The organism is Mycobacterium gordonae (genome assembly GCF_017086405.1).
Lineage (GTDB): Bacteria > Actinomycetota > Actinomycetes > Mycobacteriales > Mycobacteriaceae > Mycobacterium > Mycobacterium gordonae_D.
Genome location: NZ_CP070973.1, coordinates 1786010 through 1803013, shown reverse-complemented (window position 1 = coordinate 1803013; position 17004 = coordinate 1786010). Strand labels below are relative to the sequence as shown.

The window sequence follows — 17004 nt, the reverse complement described above, 5'->3', positions numbered from 1 at the left end:
ACTCAGACTCGATTACTGTCACCGAAAGGCTCTCATCCCGCGTATGACCGCACTTAAAAGCACCTCTGGACTGACCCTCACAACAGGATTTGCCAGCCTCGGCGTTCGCGACGAAATCGTGAGCGCACTGGCCGAAAAGGGTATCGAAACCCCGTTTGCTATTCAGGAACTCACCCTGCCGCTTGCACTCGCCGGCGAAGACGTCATCGGCCAGGCCCGCACCGGCATGGGCAAGACCTTCGGGTTCGGCGTACCGCTGTTGCAGCGGATCACCTCCGAGACCGCCACCCGGCCGCTGACCGGCGCGCCGCGCGCCCTGGTCGTGGTGCCCACCCGGGAGCTGTGCCTGCAGGTCACCGGGGACCTGGCCACCGCAGCCAAATACCTGAAGGCGACCAAAGAGGACGGCGCCCAGCGTCCGCTCTCGGTCCTCGCGATCTACGGCGGTCGCGCTTACGAGCCGCAGATCGACGCGCTGCACAAGGGCGTCGACGTCGTGGTGGGCACGCCGGGCCGGCTGCTCGACCTCTGCCAGCAGGGCCATCTGCAATTGGGCGGATTGTCGGTGCTGGTGCTCGACGAGGCCGACGAAATGCTGGACCTGGGCTTCCTGCCCGACATCGAGCGCATCCTGCGCCAGATCCCGGCCGACCGGCAGTCGATGCTGTTCTCGGCGACCATGCCGGACCCGATCATCACCCTGGCGCGCACCTTCATGGTCCAGCCGACCCACATCCGCGCCGAGGCCCCGCACTCGCTCGCAGTGCACGACACCACAGAGCAGTTCGTCTACCGCGCCCACGCGCTGGACAAGGTGGAGCTCGTCACCCGGATCCTGCAGGCCCGCGACCGTGGCGCGACGATGATCTTCACCCGCACCAAGCGCACCGCTCAGAAGGTCGCCGACGAGCTGCAGGAGCGCGGTTTCGCGGTCGGAGCCGTGCACGGCGACCTCGGGCAGATCGCGCGCGAGAAGGCGCTCAAGGCGTTCCGGGCCGGCGACATCGACGTCTTGGTGGCCACCGACGTGGCCGCGCGGGGCATTGACATCGACGACATCACCCACGTCATCAACTACCAATGCCCTGAGGACGACAAGATGTACGTCCACCGCATCGGGCGCACCGGCCGCGCCGGTCGCACCGGCATCGCGGTCACGCTGGTGGACTGGGACGAGCTGGAGCGCTGGGCGACGATCGACAAGGCGCTAGGCCTGGGCTCCCCCGACCCGTCCGAGACCTATTCAAACTCCCCGCACCTGTACGCCGAGCTGGGCATTCCGGCCGAGGCCGGCGGCACGGTAGGAAAGCCGCGCACGGCGCCGGCCAAGCGCCGCGAGGCCAGCAGCGGGACCTCCGAGCGCCCCGCGCGCCGCCCGGACCGACGCAAGCGTACCCGCGGGGGCAAGCCCGTCACCGGCCATCCCGAGACCACCGGGGCGGCTCCCGCCGACGCGGCTCCCGAGACTGCGGCGCCCGCCGCTGCCGGAACCGGAGCTCCGACCAGCAGCACAAGGCGGCGCCGGCGTCGTCGCAAGCCGGCGGATGCCGCCGCGGTAGCCAACTGACGGCATACTCAATTCCGTGGTCCGACCCGAGCGCCGCGCCAAGACGGATTTAACGGCCGCCGCCGCAATCGCGGTCGTCGTCGCGGTAGTCGCGTCGCTCGTCTGGTGGACCAGCGACGCGCGGGCCACCATCAGCCGGCCGGCCGCGACGGCCGCACCCGCCCCGACCCTGGCCCGAGACGTCCCGGCGACGCTGCGCCAGCTCTGGTCCGCACCCAGCCCGGGCACCCGGGTGCCGGTGGTGGTGGCCGGCAGCGTGGCTACCGGCGACGGGCGAGAGGTGCAGGGCCGCGACCCCGGCACCGGACAGGTGCAGTGGAGTTACTCCCGCGACACCGACCTGTGTGGACTGACCTGGGTGTATCACTACGCGGTCGCCGTCTACAAAGACGATCGGGGCTGCGGTCAGGTCAGCACCATCGACGGCTCGACGGGTCGCCGCGGCCCGGCCCGTAGCAGCTACGCCGATCCCCGGGTCCGCCTGTCCTCCGACGGCACCACCGTGTTGTCGGCGGGCGACACCCGCCTGGAGATGTGGCGCTCCGACATGGTCCGGATGATGGCGTACGGCGAGACCGACGCCCGCGTCAAACCGGTGAACCGGGGGCTGCATTCGGGCTGCACCCTGGAATCGGCGGCGGCCAGCTCGTCCGCGGTGGCGGTGCTCGAGGCCTGCACGAACCAAGCCGACCTGAAGCTGGTCCTGCTGCGTCCCGGCAAAGAGGACGACGAGCCGCAACAGCAGGTGGTGCAGGAGTCCGGGGTGCGTCCGGGTACCGGTGCGCGCGTGGTGGTGGTCTCCCAGAACCGCACCGCGGTATATCTGCCGACCCCACAGCCACACCTCGACGTGGTGGACGAAACGGGCGCGACCGTGGCGAGCACCCTGCTGGCCGGCCAGCCGTCTCCCTCGTCGGTGGCATCCCAGACCGGGAACCTAATCACCTGGTGGACCGGGGATGCGCTGCTTGTGTTGGACGCGGGCAATCTGACGGCGCGCTACACGATCGCCGCCGGCGAGACCGCTGCGCCGCTGGGCCCCGGCGTGACGATGGCCGGACAGCTGCTGGTGCCGGTCACCGGCGCGATCGGGGTGTACGACCCGGTCAACGGCGAGGCCCGCCGCTACATCCCGGTACAGCGGCAGCCCAATGGCTCGGCGGTGATCCCGGCCGTGTCGGGTTCCCGGGTGATCGAGCAGCGCGGCGACACCGTGGTGGCGCTGGGTTAGTACTCCACCGCGAAGGTGGGCAGCGCCTTGCCGGTCTTCCAGTGCTTGAGCAGCGCCTTCGCCAGCTCCCGATAGGCCAGCGCCCCCTTGTTCTTGCGACCGGCCAGCACCGACGAGCCCGAGGCGCTGGCCTCGGCGAAGCGCACCGTGCGCGGGATGGGCGGGGCCAGGACGGGCAGCTCGTAGCGGTCGGCGACGTCGAGCAGCACGTCGCGGGTGTGCGTGGTCCGGGAGTCGTACAGCGTCGGCAGGGCGCCCAGCAACCGCAGGTTCGGATTGGTGATCTGCTGGACGTCGGCCACCGTACGCAGGAACTGACCCACGCCCCGATGAGCCAGGGTCTCGCACTGCAGCGGCACGATGACCTCGTCGGCGGCGGTGAGCCCGTTGAGCGTGAGCACGCCGAGCGATGGCGGGCAGTCGATGATCACCACGTCGAAATCGTCGGCGAGCTTGGCCAGCGCCCGCTTGAGGGCGTACTCGCGTCCGGCCCGCATCAGCAGCATCGCCTCGGCACCCGCGAGGTCAATGTTGGCCGGCAGCAACGTCATTCCTTCATCCGTCCGCACCAGCGCGGCGCTCGGTTCGACGTCACCGAGCAGCACCTCATGGACGGATACCGGCAATTTGTCCGGATCCTGGCCCAGCGAGAAGGTCAGACACCCTTGCGGGTCGAGGTCGACGAGCAGTACCCGCTTTCCCTCATCCACCATCGCCGCACCGAGCGAAGCGACCGTCGTCGTCTTGGCCACACCGCCCTTCTGGTTGGCCACCGCCAGCACGCGCATGTCACTCACAGTGCCCATCCTGGCACGGAACCCATTGCCCCGTTCGGGTGGCGGGCCCGGCGCGGCTCCCGGCGTGTCTCAGGGCAGAATCGCGGGCATGGGCGTACAGAATCACCGGCTGGTGCTGTTGCGCCACGGAGAGACCGAATGGTCGAAATCGGGTCAGCACACCGGCCGCACCGACATCGAGCTGACCGACGCCGGCCGGGAGCAGGCCGAGTTCGCCGGGGTGGTGCTCGGCGACCTGCATCTTCAACGCCCGATGGTGATCTGCAGCCCGCGCCGCCGGGCCCTGGTCACCGCCGACCTGGCCGGACTCATCGTCGACCAGGTCACACCACTGGTCGCCGAATGGGACTACGGCGACTATGAGGGACTGACCACGCCGCAGATCCGTGAAACCGACCCCGACTGGTTGGTGTGGACGCACGGATGTCCCGGCGGCGAAAGCGTCGCACAGGTCAGCGCGCGCGCCGACCGGGCCATCGCGCTCGCCCTGGAGAACATGGAGTCGCGCGACGTGCTCCTGGTGAGCCACGGCCACTTCTCCCGCGCGGTGATCACCCGATGGTCGCAGTTCGAGCTGGTGGAAGGCAGCCGCTTCGGGATGCCCACCGCGACGATCGCCATCTGTGGGTTCGAGCACGGCATCCGGCAGCTGGCGCAGCTCGGGTTGAGCTGCCATCCCCGACCCACAGCCGTCGCGTGAGCTCCGAACCGGCCTTTGCGCTGACCGGACCGCGGGGCACGTTGATCGCCGCCCGGGCCCGCGACCGTTACCCCGACATCCCGTCGGCACAAGCCGCCTTGCGTTCGGGCGAAGCATCGATAGTGTTGGGCGCGTTGCCTTTCGACGCGGACAGGCCGGCGGCACTGTTGGCCCCGGACGGGCTGCGGCGCCTCGACGCACTGCCCGACTGGCCCACCGGCCCGCTGCCGGCGGTGCGCATCGACCGGGCCGTACCTTCCAGTGACGAACATCGCCAGCGCATTGCCCGCGCCCGCGATCAGCTTGCCGCTCCGGACAATCCGCTACACAAAGTGGTGCTGGCCCGGGCGCTGCGACTGTCCGCCGATGCCCCCCTCGATGGCCGTGTCGTCCTGCGTCGGCTGGTCGACGCCGACCCCTCGGCCTACGGCTTCCTGGCCGATCTGAGCCCGGCCGGTGCGCCCTACGCCGGAACGGCACTGGTGGGCGCCAGCCCCGAACTGCTGATCGCCAGATCCGGCGAACAGGTCGCGTGCCGGCCATTCGCGGGTTCGGCGCCACGCTCGCCCGATCCCGACACCGACGCGGCCAACGGCGCCGCGCTGGCCGGATCCGACAAAAACCGGCACGAGCATCAACTGGTCATCGACACCATGCGCGCCGCCCTCGAGCCGCTGTGTGACGACCTGACGATCGCCGCCGAACCGCAATTGAGCCGCACCGCGGCGGTCTGGCATCTGTGCACCCCGATCGTCGGCCACCTTCGCCAGAGGTCAACGAGTGCAATGGATCTGGCGCTGGCACTGCATCCCACCCCGGCGGTGGGCGGAGTGCCGACCCGGGAGGCCACCGAGTTGATCGCCGAACTGGAAGGCGACCGCGGCTTCTACGCCGGCGCGGTGGGCTGGTGCGACGGAGGCGGCGACGGTTACTGGGTGGTGTCGATCCGCTGCGCCGAGTTGGCGGCCGACCGGCGGACGGCGCTGGCCCGCGCAGGCGGCGGCATCGTCGCCGAATCCGATCCCGATGACGAAGTCGCAGAAACCACAACGAAATTCGCGACGATATTGAAAGCACTGGGAGTTCAGCAGTGAACGAGCAGACCCGCCGCGCCAGGCCGGATGATGTTGCCGACATCACCGCCATGATTCACCAGCTCGCCGAGTTCGAGCATGCCGCCGAGCAGTGCACCGTCACCGAAACACAGATCGCCGCAGCACTTTTCGGGGCATCGCCGACGGTGCACGGACATGTCACCGAAGCCGACGGACAAATCGCCGCCATGGCGCTGTGGTTCTGCAACTTCTCCACCTGGGACGGCGTGGCGGGCATGTATCTGGAGGACCTCTACGTGCGGCCGCCGTTTCGCCGCCGCGGCCTGGCCCGCGGGCTGCTGGCGGCCCTGGCAGGCGAATGCGTTCGCAACGGCTACAGCCGGCTGTCGTGGGCGGTGCTCAACTGGAACAGCGACGCGATCGCGTTGTACGACGGCGTGGGTGGGCAGCCACAGACCGAGTGGACCACCTATCGGGTGTCCGGTCCGGCATTGGCCGCACTCGCCGGACCGGGTTGATCGCGCCCGGCGGCCCAGCGCACCGCCGGGCCACTGAACAGCAGCCCGAGGGTGACCAGCCCGACCAGCGCGACCGGGGTGCCGAAGACCGGCCGATGCGACCCGATCGCCAGGTACCAGGCCACCGGCAGCAGCAACAGCTGGGTGAACACGGCCAGTCCCCGGCCCCAGCGCTTGCCCTTGACCAGCGCGATCCCACCCGCCAGCACCCCGCCCCCGATCACCGCGAACCAGGCCGCCGTACCCAATCCGTTGACCACATGCTGGTCGGCGCCGGCCAGGCCGCGAATCACCAGGACCACGGCCACTACCAGCCCTGCCACTCCCTGGGCCGCGACGATGAAACCGGCACGACGGACTGCGGACGGGGCGGGGACGGTCACAGCATCAGCGTAGTCAGCCGGCGCCAGCGTTCCGAGATTGCCGTGAGGGCTGTGCCGCAGCCGGAATCGCGACCGTGGCGGCAATCTCGACCCTAGGGCTGGCGCATAAGCTCAACCGTCATGCGTGCCATGTTGATCGTCAATCCGATTGCCACCACCATCACGCCGAGCGCCCGTCAGCTGGTGGCGCACGCCCTGGGCAGCCGCCTTGACCTCACCATCGAGCTGACCAACTACTCCGGTCACGCGGAAGAACTCGGCCGCAAGGCCGTCGCCGACGGTTTCGACCTGGTCGTCGTCCACGGCGGGGACGGAACGGTCAACCAGGTGGTCAACGGCATGCTCGGCCGGCCCGGCTCCACCCCCGCGGGACCCGTTCCGGCACTGGGGATCATTCCCGGCGGCTCGGCGAACGTGCTGGCCAGGGCCCTGGGCATACCGCGGGATGCCTCCGGCGCGACCGACCAACTCATCGCGCTGCTGAACGCCTATGAGCGCGACCATCGGTGGCGCCGCATCAGCCTGATCGACTGCGGCGAGATATACGCGCTGGTCAACGCGGGCATGGGGGTGGATGCGGAGGTGGTCCAGGCGGTCGAAGAGGAGCGCAGGAAGGGCCACAAGATCACCCCGGTGCGCTATTGGCGGGTGGCGACCCCGGTCGCGGTGCGATTCAGCCGCCGCGAGCCCAACCTCGTCCTCGAGAGGCCCGACCACGAGCCCGTTTCCGGCGTGCACTTCGTCTGGGTGTCGAACACAAATCCGTGGACCTACAGCGACGACCGGCCGATGGTCACCAACCCCGGTTGCAGCTTCGAGTCCGGCCTGGGCCTGTTCGCACTCACCAGCATGAAGCTGATCCCCACCCTGCGACTGCTGCGCCAGTTGCTGGCCAAGCGGCCGAAGCTGGAAGCCGAGCAGCTCATCCGAGACGACGACATCAGCCACATCCGGGTGTGCACGATGGCGGGTCCGTCAGCCTGCCAGTACGACGGTGAGTACCTCGGACTGCGCGAAACCATGACGTTCCGGGCCGTTCCGGCCGCCCTGGCGGTAGTTGCGCCACTCCCCAGATAAGGCTCTGAGCTGCATAAATCGGAGATGTGACAAGCCCGCGACAAAATTGTGGGGCGAAATTTCCCAGGTAGTGTAGTACAACGGAGTAAGGGCTTGTGTAAGAGTTTGTTGAAGTGAGATACCCCACGGGCCTGCGTAACACTATTGACATCTGTTGAGCCTGTGAAACGATCAAAAGGTTGCATGCAGAAATATGCAGAGGTACGGAACCTTTCTTGCGCACGCTCAACAGCCAAGAAGAAAAATGCCCGTGCGCATTGCTGCGCACTTAGTGAGGAGTAGCAACTAATGGATTGGCGCCACAGGGCGGTCTGCCGTGACGAGGATCCGGAGCTGTTTTTCCCGGTTGGGAACAGCGGCCCGGCGCTCGCGCAGATCGCCGACGCGAAACTGGTCTGTAATCGGTGCCCGGTGACCACAGAGTGTCTCGGATGGGCTCTGAACACTGGTCAGGACTCGGGCGTCTGGGGTGGGATGAGCGAAGACGAGCGGCGCGCACTCAAGCGTCGCAACGCCCGGACGAAGGCCCGCAGCGGAGTCTGACAACTCAGCTAAGTAGCTTTGCGGCCCCGAGAAATCGGGGCCGTATTGCTGCGCGCTCACACCAGCAACCGGCCCATCCGGCCGATCGGAACCCGCAGCACCACGTCGGTGCCGCGATCGGTGCCCTCGCGCATCCCCAGGGAGCCGTCGAGTTCCGCCGACACCAGAGTCCGCACGATCTGCAGCCCCAGGCTGTCTGACTTCTCCAGGCTGAAGCCCTCGGGCAGCCCACGCCCGTCGTCGTGCACCACCACGTCCAGCCAGCGCGCCGAGCGTTCCGCGCGGATGGTCACCGACCCCCCGGCGGCCGACGGATCGAACGCATGCTCGATGGCGTTCTGCACCAGTTCGGTGATCACCATGATCAGCGCGGTCGCCCGGTCGGAATCCAGCACACCCAGATCACCCACGCGGTTGATCCGGATCGGCCGGTCCACCGACGCCACGTCGTTCATGATCGGCAGGATGCGATCGATGACCTCGTCGAGGTTCACCTGCTCGTCCACCGACATGGACAACGCGTCGTGGACCAGGGCGATCGACGATACCCGGCGCACCGACTCGATCAGTGCCTCACGGCCCTCGGCGTTGACGGTGCGGCGGGCTTGCAGCCGCAACAGAGCGGCCACGGTCTGCAGGTTGTTCTTCACCCGATGGTGGATTTCGCGGATGGTGGCGTCCTTGGAGATCAACGCGCGGTCGCGCCGCTTCACCTCGGTGACATCGCGGATCAGGATCGCCGCCCCGACGTTCTCGCCGTGGACCACCAGCGGTAGCGTCCGCAGCAGCACGGTGGCACCGCCCGCGTCCACCTCCATACGCATACTCGCGCCGCCGGCCAGCAGGTTGAGCACGTGTTCGGCCACCTCCTGAGCCTCGAACGGGTCGGAGATCAACGGGCGGGTGACCTTGATGAGGTTATGGCCTTCCAGCTCACTCGTCAGGCCCATCCGGTGATAGGCCGACAGCGCATTGGGGCTGGCATAGGCGACGACACCCTCGACATCGAGCCGGATGAATCCGTCACCCGCGCGCGGCGTCGAGCGCGACATCGCGACGTCGCCGACGTCGGGGAAGGTGCCCTCGGCGATCATGTGGAGCAGGTCGACGGCGCACTCGCGGTACGCGGTCTCCAGATGGCCCGACATGCGCTGCGCGGCCAGTTCGGTCTGGTGCTGGGTGAGCACCGCCACCACCTGCTCGCCATAGCGCACCGGGGAAGCCGCGATGTTGGGGCCGGGGAGTTGCCACGAATGCTGTTCTGCGGCTTCGCTTTCCTGAATGGTGACGCCCGAGCTGAACGTCTCGGCGACCAGCGGCAACCGCTCGGTGGATACGACGCTGCCCACCGCGTCGGTCTGCAGAACTGTCGGCGCCGTGTTGGGCCGGCACTGCGCCACGCACACCAGCATGCCGTCGTCGCGGCGCACCCACATCAGGTAGTCGGCGAACGACAGGTCGGCCAGCAGCTGCCACTCCCCCACCACGGCATGCAGATGATCGACGGCGTTGCCGGGCAAGACGGTGTGCTCGGCGAGCAGATTACCGAGAGTGGACATGCAGGTACGTGACGCCCTGACGGCTAGCTGATCACAGCGATAAGGTCGCCGGCCTGGATCACGTCCCCGACGGCCACACTCACCTGACTGATGGTTCCGGCAACCTCGGCCAGGACGGGGATCTCCATCTTCATGGACTCCAGTAACACCACGACGTCACCCTGGCCGATTTGGTCGCCTTCGTTGACCACGACTTCGAGCACGCTGGCCACGATCTCGGCGCGGACCTCCTCGGACATCATCACCCCACTCGTATCGGCCGGTTCTGCGTATATCGAACCATAAGGCCGGTCGGGGTGGCGGCGCGCGGGCTAATGAGGGCGCGTCGCCGGCCGCATGAGACACTGGAGGGCAATTCGGCGGCGGCCGCGCCGCCCTGCAGCTTTCAGACGAAACGAGGTTTCATCATGGCCAAGCGTGGCCGCAAGAAGCGTGACCGCAAGCACAGCAAGGCCAACCACGGCAAGCGCCCCAACGCCTGACCGTCAGGACTGAAACTCGCCGCGGACGATCGTGGTCCGGCGGATCTCCAGTCGCAGGCGCTCACGCAGGCTCTCGGGCGCCTTCTCACCACTGCATTTGGTCGCGATCAATGCTTTGAGCCGCTCTTCGATGCCGTAGTGCTGGAAGCATCCGGGGCAGGCTTCGAGGTGGCGACGCAGGCTTTCCTTCTTCTCGGGGGTGCATTCCCCGTCGAGCAGGGTCCATACTTCCGCGATCACCTCGGCACAGCCGAAGGCGCCGTGGTCGTCGTGCTCGCTGGGCCGGCCGCAGGACTCACTCATGACGACACCTCCTCGTGTGTCTGCTCGCCGCGGATGAAGCCGCGATCCTTGGCCACGTCAGCCAACAATTCGCGCAGCTGACGTCGGCCTCTGTGCAGCCGTGACATCACCGTGCCGATCGGCGTTCCCATGATCTCGGCGATCTCTTTATACGGAAAACCTTCGACGTCCGCGTAGTAAACGGCCATCCGGAACTCTTCCGGAAGCGCCTGCAGCGCCTCCTTGATCTCGGTGTCCGGCAGCGACTCGAGCGCCTCGACCTCGGCTGAGCGCAGCCCGGTCGAGGTGTGCTCGGCATTGGCCGCCAGCTGCCAATCGGTGATCTCCTCGGTCGGATACTCCGATGGCTGCCGCTGCTTCTTGCGGTAGCTGTTGATGTAGGTGTTGGTGAGGATGCGGTAGAGCCATGCCTTGAGGTTGGTGCCCTCGCGGAACGAGCGGAATCCGGCGTACGCCTTCACCATCGTCTCCTGCAGCAGGTCCTCGGCGTCGGCGGGGTTGCGCGTCATGCGCAGCGCACCGCCGTAGAGCTGGTCAAGCAGCGGGATCGCGTCGCGCTCGAAGCGCGCCGTCAACTCAGCGTCGGTCTCGACAGGGTGCGGCGGCCCGTTCTCGGCGACCTCGAGCCCGGACTCGCCATCGGTGTCGGCCATCTTGATTAACACGGTCCCTTCGGTTGCGGCGTCACCGGAGGGCGCAAACCACGCCGCCGGACTCGCAAGGAAGCGATCCAACCGCTCCGCACCCGACAGGCTCGTCGCAGTTGACACCGAACTCCCTCCTTCAATCTAAAGGCCGCCACCGACTCGTGCAGTCACCGCCTCACATAACGGCAATTTCCGGCGCCCTATTTCCGGCCCGCGATCCCGCGGTACAGCGCGATGGAATGTGGCGTTAATGTGACGGCCATGTCCCTTAACGGCAAAACCATGTTCATCTCCGGCGCCAGCCGCGGTATCGGCCTGGCGATCGCCAAACGCGCCGCCCAAGACGGCGCCAACGTCGCCCTGATCGCCAAGACGGCCGAGCCCCACCCGAAGCTCTCCGGCACGGTGTACACCGCCGCCAAGGAGCTGGAGGAAGCGGGCGGACAGGCCCTACCGATCGTCGGGGACGTCCGCGACCCCGACTCGGTCCAGGCCGCCGTGGCCAAGACCGTCGAGCAGTTCGGCGGCATCGACATCTGCGTCAACAACGCCTCGGCCATCAATCTCGGATCGATCCTCGAGGTGCCGATGAAGCGCTTCGACCTGATGAACGGCATCCAGGTGCGCGGCACGTACGCCGTGTCGCAGGCCTGTATCCCGCACCTCAAAGGCCGGGAGAACCCGCACATTCTGACCCTGTCGCCGCCGGTGCTACTGGACAAGGAGTGGCTGAAGCCCACCGCCTACATGATGGCCAAGTTCGGTATGACGTTGTGCGCCTTGGGAATCGCCGAGGAGATGCGCGAAGCGGGCATCGCGTCGAACACGTTGTGGCCGCGCACTCTGGTGGCCACCGCCGCGGTGCAGAACCTGCTCGGCGGCGACGAGGCGATGGCGCGTGCCCGCAAGCCCGAGGTCTACTCCGACGCCGCCTACGTGATCCTCAACAAGCCGTCGCGGGAGTACACCGGCAACATGGCGCTGTGCGAGGACGTGCTGCTCGAATCCGGCGTCACCGACCTGTCGGTCTACGACTGCGTGCCGGGTGGGCAACTCGGCGTGGACTTCTGGGTGGACGGCGTCAACCCGCCGGGATACTCCCAGCCCTGACGTGGCCGCCGCCGCCACACCGGCTTTGGCCGCGTTGACCAAAGCCGGTGTGCCGCATGAGGTGGTGAAGTACGACCACGATTCCCGCGAACGTTCGTTCGGCGCCGAGGCGGTCAGAGCGCTGACCGAAGCGGGAGACATTGCGCCAGAACAGATCTACAAGACCCTGGTGATCGCGGTGCCGGCGGGCTTGGCGGTAGCCGTCGTGCCGGCCTCGTCGAAGTTGTCGCTGAAAGCGGCGGCCGCGGCACTGGGGGCGGCCAGAGCGGGCATGGCCGACCGGGTCGTGGCCGAGCGCACCACCGGTTACGTTCTGGGCGCTGTCTCCCCCTTCGGGCAGCGCAAGCGACTGCCGACGGTACTCGATGCCAGCGCGCTGGACTGGGCGACCGTGTACTGCAGTGCGGGCCGGCGCGGCTGGGATGTCGCCGTTGCACCGCAGGACCTGATCCGGGTGACCGGTGCCGTCACCGCGGATATCAGGGCATAGACCGGTAGCTGTAGAAACCCTCGCCCGTCTTGACGCCGAGCTTGCCCGCGTCCACGTAGGACTTCAACAGGTCACGCACACTCTCGGGCAGATAAGGAAACTCCTGCGCATAGTTGTTCTCGATGTCGAGCACCACGTCCAGGCCGACCAGGTCCATCATCTGGAACGGTCCCGCCGGGAAGCCCCAGTTGACCTTGAAAATGCCGTCGACATCCTCGGGGCGGGCCACACCCTCGGCGACGACGGCGACGCACTCGCGCTTGATGGCGGCCCAGACCCGATTGAAGATGAACCCGGTGCACTCCTGGCGGGCTTCGAAGGGATGCACACCGAATTCCGGGAGCACGGCCAGCAACGTGTCGAGCAGACCACGGTCGGTCTGGCCGTCCGACATCAGTTCCAACGCGTTGAGTTGCGGCGGCATGTGGAAGTGCGTGTTGCACAGCCGTGTCTTGTCGCGAACATGTTCGGCCATCAGCCGCGAGGGAAAAGACGACGAATTGGTGCCGAAAATGGTGTCCGGTGGCGCGGCCCGGTCGATTTCGCCCCAGACCGGGATCTTGATATCGAGCCGCTCGGGAACAGACTCGACGGCAAGCCAGGCGCCATCGAGCGCCTCCGGCAGCGTCGCCGCCCCGAGTGCGCTACCCGTCTCGCCGAAACCTCTGTCGTGCAACAGCTTCGGAAGATTCTCCGTCACGTATCGGACCGCCTCGGCGCGTTGTTCGGCCCGACGCGCATAGATCCGCACCGTTCCTCCGCGACTCGCCATCATCAGCGCGATACGACGGCCCAAGGTGCCGGCGCCGATCACCGCCACGGGACGATCCTGGATTTCCTCGAACGTGTACGTGTAGTTGCCGGTCACATATGCATGCTAGGAGCCGCGGCTACGCCGGACGATTGCCCGCGCTACAACAGCGTCATCTGCCCGTGCTCCGGCGCGGCCGGTTCCAGCAACTCCGGTCCGTTGTTGCGGATGTTGTTGACCAACTTCGACACCTCGCGGATCTCGATGTCATGCACATCCGGCGGCCGCTGCAGCAGTTCGGGATCCAGCGGCGCGTCCGGGTTCAGCCATCCCTCCCAGTCGCCCTCACCCAGCATCAGCGGCATCCGGTCGTGAATCTCGGCCAGCTCACCCACCGCGTCGGTGGTGATGATCGTGCAGCTCAGCAGCGGGGAGGCGTCGTCGGCCGGTTTCCACACCGACCACAACCCGGCGGCGAACAAGGGTTCGCCGTCTCCCCGGTGCATGAAGAACGGGGTCTTACCCGCCTTCTTCGCGGTCCCGCCGTCAGGGTTCGGGCGCCATTCGTAGTAGCCGTCCATCGGCACCAGGCAGCGCTTGCTCTTAGCCGAGGCCCGGAAGGCCGGCGAGGTGGCGACCTTGTCGGCGCGCGCGTTGATCAACAGCGGGCCCTTGGTCTCCGGCCTACCGTCCGCGTCGGCCTTGACCCACGGTGGCAGCAGACCCCACCGCATCAGCCGGACTCGGCGGGTGGCCTGGTCGTCGGGCTCGTCGTGGCGGGTGACCACGGTGGCGATCGTGGTGGTCGGGGCGACGTTGTAATTTGGCTCTGACGCACGTTCGTCGGTGCCCGTGGCCTCGTCTATTGCCTTGATCTTCTCGGCCAGCAGGGCCGGATCGGTGGTGACTGCGAAACGTCCGCACATATCTCCAATGGTGGCAGATGACCCAGGAAGGGGTCTGACACGGGATGATGGACCGGTGAGCGCATGGCAGGCCCCCTCCACTCGTGCACCGGTGCACGCGACAGTGACCGTTCCCGGCTCGAAATCCCAGACCAACCGCACGCTGATACTGGCCGCGCTGGCCGCCGCCCAGGGCCAGGGCGGCTCGACCATCGCCGGCGCGCTGCGCAGCCGCGACACCGACCTGATGATCGGTGCGCTGAAAACCTTGGGCCTGAGCGTGGCGGGCGCCGGGTCCGACCTGACGGTCAGCGGCCGCATCGCCCCCGCCCCGGATGCGCGAGTGGACTGCGGCCTGGCCGGTACGGTGCTTCGTTTCGTGCCGCCGCTGGCAGCGTTGAGCGACACCCCGGTCGTCTTCGACGGAGACGAGCAGGCCCGCGCCCGGCCCATCGCCCCGTTGCTCGACGCCCTGCGCGGACTGGGTGTTCCGGTCGACGGTTCGGGGCTGCCGTTCCAAGTGCGGGGCAGCGGCGCGGTGGCCGGCGGCACCGTGGCCATCGACGCGTCGGCGTCCTCACAGTTCGTCTCGGGCCTGCTGCTGTCCAGCGCGTCGTTCACCGAGGGCCTGACCGTCCAACACACCGGCGCGTCGCTCCCCTCGGCGCCGCACATCGCGATGACGGTGGCGATGCTGCGCCAGGCCGGCGTGGAAGTCGACGATTCGGTTGCCAACCGCTGGCAGGTCCTACCGGGTATGGTCAGGGCCCGGCACTGGGAGGTGGAACCGGATCTGACCAACGCGGTCGCGTTCCTCGCGGCGGCGGTCGTTACCGGCGGCACGGTACGCATCACCGGCTGGCCACAGACCAGCGTTCAGCCGGCCGAACATATCCTGGACGTGCTCAAGATGACCGGTGCCGTTGTCGCACAGGTCGATTCGGTTCTCGAAGTCCAGGGCGCGACGGGGTATGACGGATTCGACGTCGACCTGCGCGACGTCGGCGAGCTCACCCCGACGGTGGCCGCGTTGGCTGCACTGGCCGCCCCGGGCGCGACGTCCCGGCTGACCGGCATCGCGCATCTGCGCGGCCACGAGACCGACCGACTGGCCGCGCTGAGTACCGAGATCAACCGCCTGGGCGGCGACTGCCGGGAAACCGAGGACGGCCTGGTGGTCACCGCGGCACCGCTGGGGCATGGTCTCTGGCACGCCTACGCCGACCATCGGATGGCGATGGCGGGCGCCATCGTCGGGTTGCGGGTCCCCGGCGTCGAAGTCGACGACATCGCCGCCACCACCAAGACGCTGCCGGAGTTCCCGCGGCTGTGGCGTGAAATGGTGGGCGCTTGAGACCTGGCGACTACGACGAGTCCGACGTCAAGGTCCGATCCGGCAAGGGATCGCGACCCCGAACCAAGACTCGTCCGCAGCACGCCGATGCCGAGTCCGCCAAGGTGGTCAGTGTCGACCGCGGCCGCTGGGGATGCGTGCTGGGCGGGGACCCGCAGCGCCGCGTCGTCGCCATGCGGGCCCGTGAGCTCGGCCGCACCCCGATCGTCGTCGGCGACGACGTCGACATCGTCGGTGACCTGTCCGGGCGCACCGACACCCTGGCCCGCATCGTCCGGCGCGGGCCCCGGCGAACGGTGTTGCGGCGCACCGCCGATGACACCGACCCGACCGAACGGGTGGTGGTCGCCAACGCCGACCAACTGCTGATGGTGGTGGCTTTGGCCGACCCGCCGCCGCGCAGCGGGCTGGTGGATCGCGCACTGATCGCCGCGTACGCGGGCGGGCTGCGGCCGATTCTGTGCCTGACCAAGACCGACCTCGCGCCACCCGAACCGTTCGCCGAGCAGTTCGTGGACCTGGATCTGACGGTAGTGGCCGCTGGTGTCGACGATCCGCTGCTGGCGGTGGCCGACCTGCTCGACGACAAGGTCACCGTGCTGCTGGGGCATTCCGGTGTGGGCAAGTCGACACTGGTGAATCGCCTTGTGCCCGAGGCGGACCGGGCGGTCGGCGAGGTGACGGATATCGGCCGCGGACGACATACCTCCACGCAATCCGTCGCGCTTCCCTTAGCCAAAGGCGGCTGGGTGATCGACACGCCCGGGATCCGCTCGTTCGGGCTCGCCCACATCCAGCCCGACGACGTGATGAAGGCGTTCTCCGACCTTTCCGAGGCCATCGAAGACTGTCCGCGCGGCTGCGGGCACATGGGACCGCCCGCCGACCCCGAATGCGCGTTGGATGCGCTCACCGGAACGGCGCCGCGCCGCATCACCGCCGCGCGACGGCTGCTGGCCACCCTCAGGGAGACTTGACCACCCGCATACCCAACTCGTCCGGCGGCACCAGATGCCCTTCGGCGCAACGCAGTTCGACCTCGACATCGGCTCGACAGCCCAGGTGGGTAAGCCGTAACTGCCGATGCCGCCCCGGTAGGTGCCGCTGCCCCCACTGGAACAACGACCACACCACCGGCATGAACTCGATACCGGACCCGGTGAGCACGTACTCGTCGCGACTGCGCTGCCCGGGGTCCCGGTAGGGCCGGCGTTCCAGCAGTCCGAGAGCGACGAGTTCAGCCAGGCGCGCCGAGGTGGCGGCCTTGGTGATGCCCACCCGGCGGGCGAAGTCGTCGAACCGGGTGGTGCCGTAGTAGGCCTCGCGCATGATCAGCATCGCGGACTTGGTGCCCACCACAGCCATTGTCTTCTCGATCGCACACTCCCCGACTGCCGACCACGAATCCCGATCGGCCAGCCGGCCCTGCAGCATTGTCACGCACATCACCTCCCGGTCTGGGTTGCTTTCACTATACCGAGGTGTTATAGCTGAGTATAGACAGCAATACTCAGCCGCCAGGACTCAAGGAG

At 67.8% G+C, this 17004-nt stretch carries 21 protein-coding genes; 12 read left to right on the top strand and 9 right to left on the bottom strand.

The window, feature by feature from the left end; translation table 11 throughout:
- Positions 1–43 precede the first annotated feature (43 nt).
- Together JX552_RS07685 and JX552_RS07680 are read left to right on the top strand one after the other, a co-directional pair.
- Positions 44–1567 carry a DEAD/DEAH box helicase gene (locus JX552_RS07685; protein WP_205876796.1) on the top strand — a complete coding sequence of 508 codons (1524 nt, stop codon included), beginning with the start codon at positions 44–46 and terminating at the stop codon, positions 1565–1567.
- A 16-nt stretch (positions 1568–1583) separates the two neighbouring features.
- A complete protein-coding gene (locus JX552_RS07680; protein ID WP_205876795.1) occupies positions 1584–2798 on the top strand; it encodes an Rv3212 family protein in 1215 nt (404 codons plus the stop codon).
- Here JX552_RS07680 and JX552_RS07675 read toward each other — a convergent pair.
- Complete coding sequence (locus tag JX552_RS07675) at positions 2795–3595, bottom strand: ParA family protein (protein ID WP_205876794.1); 801 nt, start codon at positions 3593–3595, stop codon at positions 2795–2797. The genes JX552_RS07680 and JX552_RS07675 overlap by 4 nt on opposite strands.
- Before the next feature lie 88 nt (positions 3596–3683).
- Here JX552_RS07675 and JX552_RS07670 point away from each other — a divergent pair, with 88 nt between their 5' ends.
- The 3 genes from JX552_RS07670 to JX552_RS07660 are packed head-to-tail and all read left to right on the top strand — an operon-like array spanning position 3684 to position 5868.
- Positions 3684–4295: an acid phosphatase gene (locus tag JX552_RS07670; protein ID WP_205876793.1), complete on the top strand. Its 612-nt coding sequence runs from the start codon at positions 3684–3686 to the stop codon at positions 4293–4295.
- Complete coding sequence (locus JX552_RS07665; RefSeq protein WP_205876792.1) at positions 4292–5389, top strand: isochorismate synthase; 1098 nt, start codon at positions 4292–4294, stop codon at positions 5387–5389. Before JX552_RS07670 ends, JX552_RS07665 begins: the two co-directional genes overlap by 4 nt.
- Positions 5390–5439: 50 nt before the next feature.
- Positions 5440–5868 (top strand): GNAT family N-acetyltransferase, encoded by a 429-nt coding sequence (locus tag JX552_RS07660; protein WP_431195967.1) that lies wholly within the window; start codon positions 5440–5442, stop codon positions 5866–5868.
- Here JX552_RS07660 and JX552_RS07655 read toward each other — a convergent pair.
- On the bottom strand, positions 5820–6251 hold the full coding sequence (locus tag JX552_RS07655; RefSeq protein ID WP_205876790.1) for a hypothetical protein: 432 nt from the start codon (positions 6249–6251) through the stop codon (positions 5820–5822). The genes JX552_RS07660 and JX552_RS07655 overlap by 49 nt on opposite strands.
- A gap of 120 nt (positions 6252–6371) precedes the next feature.
- Between JX552_RS07655 and JX552_RS07650 the strand changes: the two genes are divergently transcribed.
- Together JX552_RS07650 and whiB1 are read left to right on the top strand one after the other, a co-directional pair.
- Entirely contained in the window at positions 6372–7328 is a 957-nt protein-coding gene (locus JX552_RS07650; RefSeq protein ID WP_205876789.1) for a diacylglycerol/lipid kinase family protein, read from the top strand.
- Between the two features lie 288 nt (positions 7329–7616).
- Positions 7617–7871: a transcriptional regulator WhiB1 gene (gene whiB1, locus JX552_RS07645; protein WP_036353357.1), complete on the top strand. Its 255-nt coding sequence runs from the start codon at positions 7617–7619 to the stop codon at positions 7869–7871.
- 56 nt (positions 7872–7927) lie between these two features.
- Here the strand turns inward: whiB1 and JX552_RS07640 are convergent, their stop codons facing one another.
- Together JX552_RS07640 and JX552_RS07635 are read right to left on the bottom strand one after the other, a co-directional pair.
- Positions 7928–9430, bottom strand: coding sequence for a sensor histidine kinase (locus JX552_RS07640; protein ID WP_205876788.1), 1503 nt, complete (start codon positions 9428–9430; stop codon positions 7928–7930).
- A gap of 23 nt (positions 9431–9453) precedes the next feature.
- A complete protein-coding gene (locus JX552_RS07635; RefSeq protein ID WP_205876787.1) occupies positions 9454–9669 on the bottom strand; it encodes a biotin/lipoyl-binding carrier protein in 216 nt (71 codons plus the stop codon).
- Positions 9670–9837: 168 nt separating this feature from the next.
- On the opposite strand from JX552_RS07635, the gene JX552_RS34020 reads away from it, so the two are divergent.
- The gene (locus tag JX552_RS34020) at positions 9838–9912 is read left to right on the top strand and encodes a 50S ribosomal protein bL37 (RefSeq protein ID WP_011728008.1); all 75 of its coding nucleotides are present in this window, start codon (positions 9838–9840) and stop codon (positions 9910–9912) included.
- Positions 9913–9915: 3 nt separating this feature from the next.
- Here the strand turns inward: JX552_RS34020 and rsrA are convergent, their stop codons facing one another.
- Positions 9916–10215: a mycothiol system anti-sigma-R factor gene (rsrA, locus tag JX552_RS07630; protein ID WP_205876786.1), complete on the bottom strand. Its 300-nt coding sequence runs from the start codon at positions 10213–10215 to the stop codon at positions 9916–9918.
- Positions 10212–10868, bottom strand: a complete 657-nt coding sequence (locus tag JX552_RS07625; RefSeq protein WP_205876785.1) for a sigma-70 family RNA polymerase sigma factor — start codon at positions 10866–10868, stop codon at positions 10212–10214. Before JX552_RS07625 ends, rsrA begins: the two co-directional genes overlap by 4 nt.
- Before the next feature lie 255 nt (positions 10869–11123).
- Here JX552_RS07625 and JX552_RS07620 point away from each other — a divergent pair, with 255 nt between their 5' ends.
- Together JX552_RS07620 and JX552_RS07615 are read left to right on the top strand one after the other, a co-directional pair.
- Positions 11124–11972, top strand: a complete 849-nt coding sequence (locus JX552_RS07620) for an SDR family oxidoreductase (RefSeq protein ID WP_205876784.1) — start codon at positions 11124–11126, stop codon at positions 11970–11972.
- A gap of 1 nt (position 11973) precedes the next feature.
- Complete coding sequence (locus JX552_RS07615; RefSeq protein WP_205876783.1) at positions 11974–12462, top strand: YbaK/EbsC family protein; 489 nt, start codon at positions 11974–11976, stop codon at positions 12460–12462.
- Here JX552_RS07615 and JX552_RS07610 read toward each other — a convergent pair.
- Both JX552_RS07610 and JX552_RS07605 read right to left on the bottom strand, forming a co-directional pair.
- On the bottom strand, positions 12452–13330 hold the full coding sequence (locus JX552_RS07610; protein ID WP_205876782.1) for a 3-hydroxyacyl-CoA dehydrogenase family protein: 879 nt from the start codon (positions 13328–13330) through the stop codon (positions 12452–12454). The genes JX552_RS07615 and JX552_RS07610 overlap by 11 nt on opposite strands.
- A 44-nt stretch (positions 13331–13374) precedes the next feature.
- Positions 13375–14139: an SOS response-associated peptidase gene (locus JX552_RS07605; RefSeq protein ID WP_205876781.1), complete on the bottom strand. Its 765-nt coding sequence runs from the start codon at positions 14137–14139 to the stop codon at positions 13375–13377.
- 55 nt (positions 14140–14194) lie between these two features.
- Between JX552_RS07605 and aroA the strand changes: the two genes are divergently transcribed.
- On the top strand, positions 14195–15472 hold the full coding sequence (aroA, locus tag JX552_RS07600) for a 3-phosphoshikimate 1-carboxyvinyltransferase (RefSeq protein WP_241010946.1): 1278 nt from the start codon (positions 14195–14197) through the stop codon (positions 15470–15472).
- On the top strand, positions 15469–16449 hold the full coding sequence (rsgA, locus tag JX552_RS07595) for a ribosome small subunit-dependent GTPase A (RefSeq protein ID WP_205876779.1): 981 nt from the start codon (positions 15469–15471) through the stop codon (positions 16447–16449). The genes aroA and rsgA overlap by 4 nt, the downstream gene beginning before the upstream one ends.
- Here the strand turns inward: rsgA and JX552_RS07590 are convergent.
- The gene (locus JX552_RS07590; RefSeq protein ID WP_205876778.1) at positions 16436–16912 is read right to left on the bottom strand and encodes a winged helix-turn-helix transcriptional regulator; all 477 of its coding nucleotides are present in this window, start codon (positions 16910–16912) and stop codon (positions 16436–16438) included. The genes rsgA and JX552_RS07590 overlap by 14 nt on opposite strands.
- Positions 16913–17004 lie beyond the last annotated feature (92 nt).